Origin of the sequence: Mesorhizobium sp. M7A.F.Ca.MR.362.00.0.0 (genome assembly GCF_004023175.1) — a bacterium.
Classification (GTDB): domain Bacteria; phylum Pseudomonadota; class Alphaproteobacteria; order Rhizobiales; family Rhizobiaceae; genus Mesorhizobium.
Genome location: NZ_RZTF01000007.1, coordinates 25,497 through 38,917, shown reverse-complemented (window position 1 = coordinate 38,917; position 13,421 = coordinate 25,497). Strand labels below are relative to the sequence as shown.

11 protein-coding genes and 1 pseudogene (1 of these 12 only partly in view) are annotated in these 13,421 nt (G+C 62.3%); 8 read left to right on the top strand and 4 right to left on the bottom strand.

The window, feature by feature from the left end:
• From infB to EOC06_RS02035, 7 genes are all read left to right on the top strand, one after another.
• A partial coding sequence (gene infB, locus EOC06_RS02065) for a translation initiation factor IF-2 (protein ID WP_245469286.1) occupies positions 1-1,879 on the top strand: 1,879 nt, incomplete at its 5' end.
• Between the two features lie 125 nt (positions 1,880-2,004).
• Complete coding sequence (gene rbfA, locus EOC06_RS02060) at positions 2,005-2,445, top strand: 30S ribosome-binding factor RbfA (RefSeq protein ID WP_128306960.1); 441 nt, start codon at positions 2,005-2,007, stop codon at positions 2,443-2,445.
• Positions 2,445-3,455: a tRNA pseudouridine(55) synthase TruB gene (gene truB / locus EOC06_RS02055; RefSeq protein ID WP_128306959.1), complete on the top strand. Its 1,011-nt coding sequence runs from the start codon at positions 2,445-2,447 to the stop codon at positions 3,453-3,455. Before rbfA ends, truB begins: the two co-directional genes overlap by 1 nt.
• 44 nt (positions 3,456-3,499) lie before the next feature.
• The gene (gene corA, locus EOC06_RS02050) at positions 3,500-4,594 is read left to right on the top strand and encodes a magnesium/cobalt transporter CorA (RefSeq protein WP_127270701.1); all 1,095 of its coding nucleotides are present in this window, start codon (positions 3,500-3,502) and stop codon (positions 4,592-4,594) included.
• Between the two features lie 140 nt (positions 4,595-4,734).
• Positions 4,735-5,046: a 30S ribosomal protein S15 gene (gene rpsO / locus EOC06_RS02045; protein WP_281035278.1), complete on the top strand. Its 312-nt coding sequence runs from the start codon at positions 4,735-4,737 to the stop codon at positions 5,044-5,046.
• Positions 5,047-5,325: 279 nt separating this feature from the next.
• Positions 5,326-7,473: a polyribonucleotide nucleotidyltransferase gene (gene pnp / locus EOC06_RS02040; RefSeq protein ID WP_128306958.1), complete on the top strand. Its 2,148-nt coding sequence runs from the start codon at positions 5,326-5,328 to the stop codon at positions 7,471-7,473.
• Between the two features lie 106 nt (positions 7,474-7,579).
• The gene (locus tag EOC06_RS02035) at positions 7,580-8,599 is read left to right on the top strand and encodes a class I SAM-dependent methyltransferase (protein WP_128306957.1); all 1,020 of its coding nucleotides are present in this window, start codon (positions 7,580-7,582) and stop codon (positions 8,597-8,599) included.
• 15 nt (positions 8,600-8,614) lie between these two features.
• On the opposite strand, the gene EOC06_RS02030 is transcribed toward EOC06_RS02035, so the two are convergent.
• The 4 genes from EOC06_RS02030 to fabA form a co-directional block, all read right to left on the bottom strand.
• Positions 8,615-10,159, bottom strand: a complete 1,545-nt coding sequence (locus tag EOC06_RS02030; protein ID WP_128306956.1) for a bifunctional diguanylate cyclase/phosphodiesterase — start codon at positions 10,157-10,159, stop codon at positions 8,615-8,617.
• A 205-nt stretch (positions 10,160-10,364) separates the two neighbouring features.
• The gene (fabI, locus tag EOC06_RS02025) at positions 10,365-11,177 is read right to left on the bottom strand and encodes an enoyl-ACP reductase FabI (protein WP_127267921.1); all 813 of its coding nucleotides are present in this window, start codon (positions 11,175-11,177) and stop codon (positions 10,365-10,367) included.
• Positions 11,178-11,190: 13 nt separating this feature from the next.
• The gene (gene fabB, locus EOC06_RS02020) at positions 11,191-12,411 is read right to left on the bottom strand and encodes a beta-ketoacyl-ACP synthase I (RefSeq protein ID WP_127267922.1); all 1,221 of its coding nucleotides are present in this window, start codon (positions 12,409-12,411) and stop codon (positions 11,191-11,193) included.
• 50 nt (positions 12,412-12,461) lie between these two features.
• Entirely contained in the window at positions 12,462-12,977 is a 516-nt protein-coding gene (gene fabA / locus EOC06_RS02015) for a 3-hydroxyacyl-[acyl-carrier-protein] dehydratase FabA (protein WP_013527885.1), read from the bottom strand.
• Positions 12,978-13,220: 243 nt separating this feature from the next.
• Here fabA and irrA point away from each other — a divergent pair.
• Positions 13,221-13,421, top strand: a pseudogene (gene irrA / locus EOC06_RS02010) (iron response transcriptional regulator IrrA) (it continues 242 nt past the right edge of the window).

Genomic DNA, 13,421 nt, shown 5'->3' with positions numbered 1-13,421 from the left:
CAAGCTGACGCTGAATTCAGCATTGTCCGACGAAGACGCGCGAGCCCGTTCGCTGTCGTCGATGCGTCGCCGCCAGGAAAAATTCAAGCGCGCGATGCACAATGAGCCGCGCGAGAAAGTCATGCGCGAAGTGATCCTGCCAGAGACCATCACCATCCAGGAACTGGCGCAACGCATGTCCGAGCGCGCGGTCGACCTGGTCAAGTTCTTCATGAAGCAGGGCCAGATCCTGAAGCCGGGCGACGTCATCGACGCCGACACGGCCGAGCTGGTTGCTACCGAATTCGGCCACACGGTCCGCCGCGTCGCCGAGTCCGACATCGAGGAAGGCCTGTTCAACATCGCCGACAATGCCGAGGACCTGGTTTCGCGTCCGCCGGTCGTGACGATCATGGGTCACGTCGATCATGGCAAGACCTCGCTGCTCGACGCGATCCGCAACGCCAATGTCGTCTCCGGCGAAGCCGGCGGCATCACCCAGCATATCGGCGCCTACCAGGTCGAGAAGAACGGTCACAAGATCACCTTCATCGACACGCCCGGCCACGCCGCCTTCACGGCGATGCGTGCTCGTGGCGCCCAGGCGACCGACATTGCCATCCTGGTGGTTGCCGCCGACGACAGCGTCATGCCGCAGACGATCGAATCGATCAGCCATGCCAAGGCGGCCGGCGTTCCGATCATCGTAGCGATCAACAAGATCGACAAGCATGATGCCGATCCGCAGAAAGTGCGCTCCGAACTGCTGCGCCACGAGGTTTTCGTCGAATCCATGGGCGGTGAAGTTCTGGACGTCGAAGTGTCGGCGACCAAGGGCACCAACCTCGACAAGCTGCTCGAGGCGATCCTGCTGCAGGCCGAAATTCTCGACCTGAAGGCCAATCCGGATCGTACCGCCGAAGGCGTCGTCATTGAAGCCCAGCTCGACAAGGGCCGTGGCCCCGTCGCCACCGTGCTGGTGCAGACCGGCACGCTGATGCCGGGCGACATCCTCGTTGCCGGCAACGAATGGGGCCGGGTGCGTGCGCTGGTCAACGATCGTGGTGTGCAGATCAAGGAAGCGCCGCCGGCGATGCCGGTGGAAGTGCTTGGCTTGCAGGGCACACCGCAGGCCGGCGACCGCTTCGCCGTGGTCAACAACGAGGCCCGTGCCCGCGAGATCACCGAATACCGCCAGCGGCTGGCGCGCGAGAAGGCGGTTGCCAAGCATGCCGGCCAGCGCGGTTCGCTTGAGCAGATGATGTCGCAATTGCAGACAAGCGGGCTGAAGGAATTCCCGCTGGTCATCAAGGGCGACGTGCAGGGCTCGATCGAGGCGATCAACGCCGCACTCGACAAACTCGGCACCGACGAAGTGCGTGCGCGCATCGTCCATGCCGGCGCCGGCGCCATCACCGAAAGCGACGTGTCGCTGGCGGAGACTTCGGGTGCCGCGATCATCGGCTTCAACGTCCGCGCCAACGTCCAGGCGCGTGCCGCTGCAGCGGCGGCTGGCATCGAGATCCGCTACTACTCGATCATCTACAACCTCGTGGATGACGTGAAGGCGGCTCTGTCGGGCCTGCTGTCGCCGGAGCGTCGCGAGACCTTCATCGGCAACGCGCAGATCCTCGAGATCTTCGACATCACCAAGGTCGGCAAGATCGCCGGCTGCCGTGTCACCGAAGGCAAGGTCGAGCGTGGTGCGGGTGTGCGCCTGATCCGTGACAACGTCGTCATCCACGAAGGGACGTTGAAGACCCTGAAGCGCTTCAAGGACGAAGTTTCGGAAGTCCCCGGCGGCCAGGAGTGCGGCATGGCCTTCCAGAACTACGAGGACATGCGCGTCGGCGACGTCATCGAGTGCTTCCGCGTCGAGATGGTGACCCGGACACTCTGAGTTCGAGTGACTTGTCCATACCGGGCGGTGGCCGAAAGGCCGCCGCCCGAGGTCTATTGAGAACGACCCATATGAGACATGCGGCACGGTCCCATCCCGCGCCTCACGCTTCAGGATAGAGAAAAATGCCCCGTCCAACCACATCCAGCCCATCCCAGCGCATGCTGCGCGTCGCCGAACAGGTGCGCCATGCGCTGTCCGAAACCCTGCAGCGCGGCGAGATCATCGATCCGCTGATCGAGAACACCGTGGTGTCGGTCTCGGAAGTGCGCATGTCGCCCGATTTGAAGGTCGCTACCGCTTTCGTTTCGCCACTCGGCGCCAAGGATACCGATGCGGTGGTCGAGGCGCTGAACAAGCATGCGAAATTCATCCGTGGCCGTGTTTCCAGCGCGCTGCGGCAGATGAAATTCATGCCGGAGTTTCGCTTCAAGCTCGACACCTCCTTCGACAATTTCGCCAGGATCAACGACCTCTTGAAATCGCCGGAAGTGGCGCGCGATCTGAGTCCTGAGGACCAGCAAAACGCGGACCAGGACAAAGACGACAACAAGGACACCGAATAGTGGCGCGCCGCGGCAAGAAGAAGGGCCGGCCGATCTCGGGCTGGCTGATCCTGGACAAGCCGGTCGGCATGGGCTCGACCGAAGCCGTCTCCAAGATCAAATGGTTGTTCCAGGCCGAAAAGGCCGGCCATGCCGGCACGCTCGACCCGCTGGCGTCCGGCATGCTGCCAATCGCGCTTGGCGAGGCCACCAAGACCGTTCCCTACGTGCAGGACGGCGCCAAGATCTATCGCTTCACCGTCGCATGGGGGCAGGAGCGCTCCACCGATGACCTCGAAGGTCCGGTGGCGAAGGAGTCCGATCTGCGTCCGTCGGAAGCCGAGGTGCTCGCCCTGCTGCCGAAATACACCGGCGTCATCATGCAGACGCCGCCGCAATTCTCGGCCATCAAGATCGCCGGCGAGCGCGCCTATGATCTGGCCCGCGACGGTGCGACGGTCGACATACCCGCGCGAGAGATCGAGATCGGCCGTCTGGACGTTGTCGAGCATGGCGCCGACCACACTGTTTTCGAGGTCGAATGCGGCAAGGGCACCTATGTGCGCTCGCTGGCCCGCGACATGGGCCGCGACATGGGCTGTTTCGGCCATATCAGCGAATTGCGCCGGGTCGAGGTCGAACCGTTCACCTCGGAGGACTTCGTTACCATCGCCGAGTTGGAAGCTGCCCGTTTCGGCGTGGTGGAGGGAAACGCGGACGCGACTGATATCGCCGACGCTACGGTAGCCGCCGACACGGCAGAGGCTGCCGACAAGGTGGAAGTGCCAATCGACTTCGATGCCATCGATGCGCTCCTGGTCGACACATCGGCTGCCCTCGATTGCCTGCCGCAGATCGCCATCAGCGACGATGCGGCGACCAAGATCCGCCTTGGGAACCCAGTCATCATCCGCGGCCGCGATGCACCGGTGGAAGCCGAGGAAGCCTGCGCCACGGCGCGCGGCAAGCTGGTCGCCATCGGTGCCATCGAGCAAGGCATGTTCAAGCCCAAGCGGGTCTTTGCCGGGTGACGGCTCTCGTCTAACTTCAGTTCGACTCTACGCTCGAGGGGCACATGGCAAAGGCCGAAGCGGTGAACAAACGGGCGCCGGTGAAAACGCGCCGGCCGCCGGTCGGTGCGTCGCCTGGCACGCTGATCGCCGACCCCTCGGCGCGTCGCAGCGAACTCAGGCTGACGCTGATCTCGCCCGAAAAATTCAAGACCATCGAAAATGCCAGCATCGACGACCTCAACACCCATTGCGACAAATGGCCGGTCCTCTGGCTCGACTGCACCGGCCTCGCCAACATCCCGCTGATCGAGGAGATCGGCCGCATTTTCAGCCTGCATCCGCTGGCGCTGGAGGACGTCGTCAACACCGGCCAGCGGCCGAAGGTCGACTTCTTCGAGGACCATGCCTTCGTCGTCGTCAGGATGATCGACGACGTCACCTCGCATCGCTATGAGCAGATCGCCGTCTTCTTCGGCAGCAACTTCGTCGTTACCTTCCAGGAGCGGGAAGGCGATCCGTTCGATCCGGTGCGCAAGCGCATCGAAAGTTCGGCGCCCAACCGGTTGCGCGCCCGCGGCGCCGATTACCTCGCCTATGCGCTAATCGATGCCATCGTCGACAGCTACTTTCCGCCGATCGAGGCCGCCGGCGATACGGTCGACAGCATCGAGGACGAGATGCTGCATTCGCCGCACAAGCATCAGATGCGGCAGCTGCATGAATTGCGGCGCGACGCCAACGTGCTGAAAGGCGTGCTTTGGCCAATGCGCGATGCGCTGGCGACGCTGATTCGCAACGACGTGCCCTACGTGAAGGCCGAGACCAAGATCTTCCTCAACGACACGCTCGACCATGCGCTGCGGCTGATCGAACTGGTCGAAACCCAGCGCGACATGCTGACCGGCCTGATCGAGATGCACCTGTCGCTGAGCCAGGCGCGCACCAACGACGTCATCAGCTATCTCACCATCGTATCGGTCATCTTCATGCCGCTCACCTTCCTGGTCGGCATCTGGGGCATGAATTTCGACCCGGAGTCTTCGCCCTGGAACATGCCGGAACTGAAGGCCTATTATGGCTATCCCTTGTCGCTGCTGTTCATGGCGCTTGTCGCGTTCGGGCTGATCGCCTTCTTCAAATGGAAGAAATGGCTTTGACAAGGATAAACCTGCCATTTTGGGCCTGAAAAGCCGGCTGGTGAATTGGGCTGGTGTTTTCCGGGGAATTGCACTATATGCGCCGCAGCATAGCGCTGTGACGCTTTGCTTGCACCGGCCCCTGCTGGACGACATCCCGGCTGAGGGCGACCCGTTTCCTCAAACAGATAAGGAAAAGCACGATGTCGATTACTGCCGAGCGCAAACAGGAATTGATGGGTGAATTCGCAACCGCCAAGGGCGATACCGGGTCTCCGGAAGTCCAGGTGGCCATCCTTTCCGAGCGCATCAAGAACCTGACCGACCATTTCAAGGACCACAAGAAGGATAACCATTCCCGCCGTGGTCTGCTTGCTCTCGTCTCTCAGCGCCGCAGCCTGCTTGATTATCTCAAGCGCAAGGACGACGCGCGCTACCAGACGTTGATCGAGAAGCTCGGTCTGCGCCGTTGACGAATTGACCGGCGGGCTTTCGAAGGAGAGCCCGCCGCCGGTCGCGCATTCTGCCAGTCGCATCGACTGGCCAGACCCGGTTTCGATCGTGCAGAGGGCACTCGAAACCGCCCATGGACGGTCATGGGGCAGGATTGCAGGACGCTCGCGCGCGCAGTGCGCCGAAATCACCCGAGCTTCCCGTTGTCTTGCCCGTGGCTGCCCGAGAAAGGAAGCCAGGGAAAGGGCATCCGCGCACCGTGAAACGGCGCGGCCCTTTCCTCATATTAAGGACAAGACATGTTCAATTACCACAAAGTGGAAATCGAATGGGGCGGCCGTCCGCTCATCCTCGAAACCGGCAAGATCGCACGCCAGGCTGACGGCGCGGTGCTCGCCACCTACGGCGAGACCAAGGTTCTCGCCACCGTTGTTTCGATGAAGGAGCCGAAGCCCGGCCTCGATTTCTTCCCGCTGACCGTCAACTACCAGGAAAAGACTTACGCCGCCGGCAAGATCCCGGGTGGCTATTTCAAGCGTGAAGGCCGTCCGAGCGAGAAGGAAACGCTGGTTTCCCGTCTCATCGACCGCCCGATCCGCCCGCTCTTCGCCTCCGGCTACAAGAACGACACGCAGATCGTCGTCACCGTCGTCCAGCATGACCTCGAGAACGATCCCGACATCCTGTCGATCGTGGCCACCTCGGCTGCCCTGACGCTCTCGGGCGTGCCCTTCATGGGCCCGATCGGCGGCGCCCGCGTTGGCTATATCAACGGCGAATACGTGCTCAACCCGCATGTCGACGAGATGCAGGAATCGAAGCTCGACCTGATCGTCGCCGGCACCACCGACGCCGTGCTGATGGTTGAGTCCGAGGCCAAGGAATTGGGCGAAGAGCTGATGCTCGGCGCCGTCATGTTCGGCCACAAGGGCTTCCAGCCGGTCATCGACGCCATCATCAAGCTGGCCGAAGTCGCCGCCAAGGAGCCGCGCGACTTCACCGCGCCGGACTATTCCGCGCTTGAAGCCGAGATGCTGAAGATCGTCGGCGACGAACTCAGCAATGCCTACAAGAACGTCGACAAGCAGAAGCGCTACGCCGCCGTCGACGCCGTCAAGGCGAAGGTCAAGGCAGCGTTTGCCCCGGCAGAAGGCGAAGACGCCAAGTACACTTCCGAGCAGATCGGTTCGGTATTCAAGGAACTCCAGGCCAAGGTCGTGCGCTGGAACATTCTCGACACCGGCTCGCGCATCGATGGCCGTGACCTCAAGACGGTCCGCAAGATCGTTTCCGAAGTCGGCGTCCTGCCGCGCACCCACGGTTCGGCGCTGTTCACCCGCGGCGAGACCCAGGCGCTGGTCGTTGCCACGCTCGGCACCGGCGAGGACGAGCAGTATGTCGATTCGCTGACCGGCATGTACAAGGAGAAGTTCCTCCTTCACTACAACTTCCCTCCCTACTCCGTCGGCGAGACCGGCCGCATGGGTTCGCCGGGCCGTCGCGAAATCGGCCATGGCAAGCTCGCCTGGCGCGCCATTCGCCCGATGCTGCCGAGTGCCGACCAGTTCCCCTACACGCTGCGCGTCGTCTCGGAGATCACCGAGTCCAACGGCTCGTCGTCGATGGCCACCGTCTGCGGCACCTCGCTGGCGCTGATGGATGCCGGCGTGCCGCTGGCAAAGCCGGTCGCCGGTATCGCCATGGGCCTGATCAAGGAAGGCGAGCGTTTCGCCGTTCTGTCCGACATCCTTGGTGATGAGGATCACCTCGGCGACATGGACTTCAAGGTCGCCGGCACCGCGAACGGCATCACCTCGCTGCAGATGGATATCAAGATCGAAGGCATCACCGAGGAGATCATGAAGATCGCGCTGGACCAGGCCAAGGATGGCCGCCAGCACATCCTCGGCGAGATGGCGCATGCTCTGACCGGCGCGCGTTCGGAACTGGGTGAGTTCGCACCGCGCATCGAAGTGATGCACATCCCGACCGACAAGATCCGTGACGTGATCGGCTCGGGCGGCAAGGTGATCCGCGAGATCGTCGAAAAGACCGGCGCCAAGATCAACATCGAGGACGACGGCACGGTCAAGATCGCTTCGTCCAACGCCAAGGAGATCGAGGCGGCGAAGAAGTGGATCCACACCATCGTCGCCGAGCCGGAAGTCGGCGAGATCTACGAAGGTACGGTCGTCAAGACCGCGGATTTCGGCGCTTTCGTCAACTTCTTCGGTCCGCGTGACGGCCTCGTCCACATCTCGCAGCTTGCCAACGACCGGGTCGCCAAGACCTCGGACGTGGTCAAGGAAGGCGACAAGGTCTGGGTCAAGCTGATGGGCTTCGACGAGCGCGGCAAGGTCCGCCTGTCGATGAAGGTCGTCGACCAGGCCACCGGCAAGGAACTCGCCCGCGACAAAAAGACCGAAGGCGAAGAAAACGCCGCCTGAACGTCTTGAGTTCATGAATTGAAGCGGGCGCGGCTTATGTCGCGCCCGTTTTCATTTCAGCCCCGGCTTTCACTTTCAAATCGCCCAGACAAGTCGAGATCGAACAATGTCCGCCGAGCCGTTGAAGACGCTTTTCCATCCCTTCGAGGCCGAGGCTGTTTCTTTGCCGGGAAAGGGCACGCGCGCCCTGTTTCTCGGCGCTGAGCCGGGTTTTCGCCTGCCTGAAGGCTTCGAGGCGACGCTTCACCTCGTGCAGGGCTTCCGGCCGCATTTTAGCGCGCTGCAGGCGTCTGGCTGCGTCGTCACCGCGCAAGTGGAAGGCGATGGCTTCGATATGGCACTTGTGCTTGCCGGCCGGCATCGGGGTCTGAACGAAGTGCGCCTCGCGGAGGCGCTTGAGCGTGTGGCGCCGGGCGGCCTGGTCGTCATTGCCGGCGGCAAGGACGATGGCATTGCCAGCCTGCGCAAGCGGGTCGGCGAACTTGTGCCGCTGGAGGGCCATCTGCCGAAATATCACGGCATCGCCTTCTGGTTACGCCGTCCCGCCGACCTCGCCGCCGCGGAAGAACTGCGCGCCGCCAATCCCGCTCTGCTGGTTGAAAACCGGTTCCGCACCGCGCCCGGCATGTTTTCCTTCGACCGGATCGATACCGGCTCGAAATTGCTGGTCGAGAACCTGCCCAATGATCTGCGTGGCAACATTGCCGATTTCTGCGCCGGCTGGGGGTATCTGGCTGCCGAGATCGCCGTCCGCTCACCGGGCATTTCAGCGCTCGACCTCTATGAGGCCGATTTCGCCTCGCTCGAAGCCGCAAAGCTCCATCTGGCAGGGGTCGGCCAGTCGATCGCCAGGAATTTCTTCTGGATCGATCTGCTGAAGGAACCGGTCGAGAAGCGCTACGACGCGATCGCCATGAACCCGCCCTTTCACCGCAGCCGGGCGGCCGAGCCGGAGATCGGCGCCGGCATGATCCGCGCGGCGGCCAAGGCCTTGAAACCAGGTGGGCGGCTGTTCATGGTCGCCAACCGCCAGCTTCCCTATGAGCCGATCCTGGCGGCCGCTTTTTCGAGCCATGCCGAACTCGCCCGCGACGGCATGTTCAAGGTGCTTGTCGCTCGTCGTTGATACAATGCACCGCGTTCAATGCAGATTGGCGACGCGTCGGACCTCATCGGTGACATGCACGTCGCCGACCCTGATCTTGAGGGGGGCCGGCCTGCCGTACAGGTAGCCTTGCACCACCTCGCAGCCGGCTGCCCTGAGCAGCGTCGCCTGGCTTTCGGTCTCGACGCCTTCGGCAATGATGCTGACGCCGAGCGCGCGCGACAGCCCGACGATGGTCGAGACGACCGCACCCGAGCTGGAATCGGTGTCGAGGCGGCTGACGAAGGACCGGTCGATCTTCAGCTTGCCGAACGAGAAATCGATCAGGTAGCTCAAATTGGAATAGCCGGTGCCGAAATCGTCGACGGCGACCGAGATGCCCATATCCGCAAGCTCCTTCAGGATGGCGGCGGCGCGGTCGCGGTCCTGCATCATCGCTGTCTCGGTCACTTCCAGCTCCAGCCGCGACGGCTTGATGCCAGTGCTCGTCATGGCGTCGCGCACGATACCGACGAAGTCCTTGGTCATGAACTGCACGGGCGAGATGTTGACGGCGACGAAGCAATCGTCGGGCAGATGCCGGGCGTCGCTGCAGGCTTTGCGCAGCACCCATTCGCCGATCGGGCCGATCATGCCGGTTTCCTCGGCGATCGGAATGAACTCCATAGGCGGGATCATGCCGCGTTCCGGATGCCGCCAGCGGATAAGCGCTTCATACCCGACGATGCGGCCGGTCGGGAGATCGAGCTGCGGCTGGTAATGAAGGTCGAAGTCACCACGTTCGAAGGCTATGTGCAGTTCGGATTCGATCCATTGGCGATGGTCGGCGACCCTGCCCATTTCGGCATGGAAGACCGACCAGTTGCCGACGCCGCTGGCGCGCGCGTTCTGCAGCGCCAGATTGGAGCGGCGCAGGATGAGGACCGGATCGACGCCGTCCTTTGGCATCGCCACGATGCCGACCGACAGGCTGACCGATTGCAGGTGCGTACCGAGATCATAGGGCTCCATCATCTCGTCGATGAGCCTCTCTATGGTGCTTTCCAAGGACCCCGAGACTTGATTGTCGGGCAGCAGGATCGCGAATTCACCGGCGCCGATGCGTCCGATCAGCGCGCGCGGTGGCACGCACGTCTTCAAGCGCTTGGTGAAGGCGCGGATCAACTCGTCGCCCTGGCTGTAGCCGATGGCGTCGTTGATCTGCTTGAAGCGGTCGATGTCGATATCGATGAGGAACATCGGCTCGCCGGTCCGGCTGGTCGCGCATGCCGCCTCGGCAATCTTGCCGACCATCGCCGGGCGTGCCACCAGGCCGGTCAGCTTGTCGAAATGGGTTTCCGTGAAGACGAAATCCGCCGATTCATCGACGCCGGCGAAGAAGGACATCGCGGCGACCGACGCCGCCAGTGCGCAAAGAGCGGCCATCACCGAGACCATCATGTCCGCGGAGATGCCGGCAAAACCATCGCCGAGACCGAGCTTCAGGCCCCAGAGCCCGAGGACGAAACTGCCGAGACCCGAACTCGCTATGGTGAGCAGTCGGAACACCGGTGTTCGCTTCGGGTTGCTGACGGCGAGCATTGAAAGTTCCCCTGAGTACGGGGCTTTCTAGCGGATATCTCCTTAAAATGAGTTTCCGCGAATGAATCCAATTTTATTGGACCGAAAGTATTTCTTGAGCGGATCAACGCGCCTGGCGCTGAAACGGATTCAACTGGCGCGCTTAAGCTTCGTGTCTTCAAATGTCGCCATTTTAAAACCGCCGCGCATCTTTGGGCGGCAGGCGTTAGTCTCGTGCGCCGTCGGTCTGCTTCAATTCGTCGAGCGTCGGCATGGAAACGATGTGATAGCCGGAATCGACATAGTGGATTTCGCCGGTAACCCCGGAAGACAGATCCGACAACAGATAAAGTGCCGAGCCACCGACCTCGTCGATGGTCACCGTGCGGCGCAGCGGCGAGTTTCGCTGCTGGTAGGAGAACATGTGGCGCGCATCGGAAATACCGGCGCCGGCGAGCGTGCGCACCGGTCCAGCCGATATGGCGTTCACCCTGATGGCGCGCGGACCGTAGTCGTTCGCAAGATACCGGACACTCGCCTCCAGCCCTGCCTTGGCGACGCCCATGACATTGTAGTTCGGCATGACGCGGACCGACCCCGCATAGGTCAGCGTGATCATCGATCCGCCGTCCTTCATCAAGGTGGCCGCATGGCGGGCGACCTCGGTGAAGGAGTAGCAGGAGATCACCATGGTGCGGACGAAATTGTCCCGGCTGGTGTCGGCGTAGAGGCCTTTCAGCTCGTTCTTGTCGGAAAAGCCAATGGCGTGGACGACGAAATCCAGCCCGCCCCATTCCTTGCCCAGAGTCTCGAACGTGGCCGCGACAGAGGCGCTGTCCTCGACGTCGCACGGCACGACCAGCGAGGCGCCGAGCTTGTCGGCCAGCGGCCTGACCCGGCGTCCGAAGGCATCACCCTGATAGGTGAAGGCGAGTTCCGCGCCATGTTCGGATAATTTCCGGGCGATGCCCCAGGCGATCGAATGATCGTTGGCGACACCCATGACAAGCCCGCGCTTGCCCTTCATCAATCCGTCCATGGCCGGCAAATCCTTATGCGGAATAGCGCTGGAAAACGAGCGTGGCGTTGGTGCCGCCGAAGCCGAACGAATTGGACAAGACAGTGTCGATCCTGGCGTCGTCGATGCGCTTTCGCACGATCGGCATGCCCTCGAATTCGGGGTCGAGGGTCTCGATATGGGCGCTTTCGCCGATGAAGCCGCCCTGCATCATCAGGATCGAATAGATGGATTCCTGCACGCCGGCCGCGCCCAGCGAATGGCCGGTCAGCGACTTCGTCGAGGTGATATACGGCATCTCTGGGCCGAACACCTCGCGGATCGCTCCCATTTCCTTGGAATCTCCCACCGGCGTCGAGGTACCATGGGTGTTGATGTAGTCGACCGGTGTGGAAACCGTGGCCAGCGCCTGGCGCATGCAGCGGACTGCGCCCTCGCCTGAAGGGGCAACCATGTCGTGACCATCCGACGTCGCGCCATAGCCAACGATCTCGGCATAGATTTTCGCGCCGCGCGCTTTGGCATGCTCAAGCTCTTCCAGCACCAGCACCCCGGCGCCGCCGGCGATGACGAAGCCGTCGCGATTGGCGTCATAGGCGCGGGAAGCGGTCGATGCGTTGTCGTTGAATTTCGACGACATGGCGCCCATGGCGTCGAACAGGTCCGACATCGTCCAGTCGAGATCCTCGTGGCCGCCGGCAAAGATGATGTCCTGCTTGCCCCACTGGATCAATTCATAGCCATTGCCGATGCAATGCGCCGAGGTCGAACAGGCCGACGAGATCGAGTAGTTGACGCCGTGGATCTTGAACCAGGTGGCAAGCGTCGCCGATGCGGTCGACGACATTGCCTTCGGCACCGCGAACGGACCGATGCGCTTGGGACTGCCGTTCTTCAGCGTCGTTTCGGCAGCTTCGACGATGGTGCGGGTGGATGGTCCGCCCGATCCCATGACGATGCCGGTGCGCTCATTGGTGATGTCGCTCTCGCCGAGGCCCGCATCCGCGATCGCCTGATCCATGGCGACATGGTTCCAGGCAGCCCCCTGGCTCAGGAAGCGCATCGCACGGCGGTCGATCATGGCCGATGGATCGAGCGTCGGCGCTCCCCAGACCTGGCAGCGGAAGCCGTGTTCGGCGAAGGAATCGGAGAAGCTGATGCCGGATCTGGCGTCATGCAGAGAGGTCTGCACCTCGTTGGCATTGTTGCCGATCGACGACACAATGCCGATGCCTGTGACTACGACACGTCTCATTCGCAACTCCTTCCAGGGGTGCTGGCCAGAGAGCTGGCCAGGGATGCCGGTCAGCCAACCGCCGACTGCTTGGACAGACCGACTTTCAAATCCGTTGCCGCGTATATGGGTTCGCCATCCGCCTTCAGCCAGCCATCGGCGATGCCGAGCACCAGCCGGCCCCGCATCACGCGCTTGAAGTCGATGCCATATTCGACCTTCTTCACCGAGGGCGTGACCATGCCCTTGAATTTCACTTCACCGGTCGACAGCGCCATCCCCTTGCCGGGTTCGCCCAGCCAGCCAAGATAGAAGCCCGTCAATTGCCACATGGCGTCGAGGCCGAGGCACCCCGGCATGATCGGATTGCCGATGAAATGGCAGGCAAAGAACCACAGGTCCGGCTTGATGTCGAACTCCGCGCGGATGAAACCCTTCTCGAAGGCGCCGCCCGTCTCGCTGATCTCGGTGATGCGGTCGAACATCAGCATCGGCGGATAGGGAAGCTGGGCGTTGCCCGGTCCGAACAGTTCGCCGCGGGCGCAGGCCAGCAATTCGTCGTACTCGTAGCTGGATTTACCCGCCATCAATCTCATCCCCATATCGTTCCGGGCTATCGGGTGCCCTTGTCGTTGGTTTCCTAACACAATCTGTTTCAGGCCGGAAACCGGCGTTTGCGCTTAGCCTGCTCGTCTGCCTGGGTCAATGCGCGCTATTGATCGCATTCGGACGACAGAATATATGTCCTGAGAGGTCCGGTTTCGGCAGACGTTCATTTTTTTGCCATTCTGGGCGTGTCTTGGGGCGGAACTGTGGGGTTCGACGAGAAGATGGACCTGGACGGCCGGAAGGAAAATGTCGCTGTGGACAAGCGGGTCCGTGAAGCTGGCCTGAGGCCGACGCGTCAGCGCATTGCGCTGGCCGATCTGCTTTTCGCCAAGGGCGACCGGCATCTGTCGGCCGAGGAACTGCACGAGGAGGCGGTTGCCGCCGGCGTGCCGGTGTCGCTGGCCACCGTCTACAATGCCCTT

Coding starts and splice junctions, on each gene's coding strand:
- EOC06_RS02035 (WP_128306957.1), top strand. CDS start 7,580: ATGTCCGCCGAGCCGTTGAAGACGCTTTTCCATCCCTTCGAGGCCGAG.
- corA (WP_127270701.1), top strand. CDS start 3,500: ATGGCAAAGGCCGAAGCGGTGAACAAACGGGCGCCGGTGAAAACGCGC.
- rbfA (WP_128306960.1), top strand. CDS start 2,005: ATGCCCCGTCCAACCACATCCAGCCCATCCCAGCGCATGCTGCGCGTC.
- fabA (WP_013527885.1), bottom strand. CDS start 12,977: ATGGCGGGTAAATCCAGCTACGAGTACGACGAATTGCTGGCCTGCGCC.
- EOC06_RS02030 (WP_128306956.1), bottom strand. CDS start 10,159: ATGCTCGCCGTCAGCAACCCGAAGCGAACACCGGTGTTCCGACTGCTC.
- pnp (WP_128306958.1), top strand. CDS start 5,326: ATGTTCAATTACCACAAAGTGGAAATCGAATGGGGCGGCCGTCCGCTC.
- fabI (WP_127267921.1), bottom strand. CDS start 11,177: ATGGACGGATTGATGAAGGGCAAGCGCGGGCTTGTCATGGGTGTCGCC.
- fabB (WP_127267922.1), bottom strand. CDS start 12,411: ATGAGACGTGTCGTAGTCACAGGCATCGGCATTGTGTCGTCGATCGGC.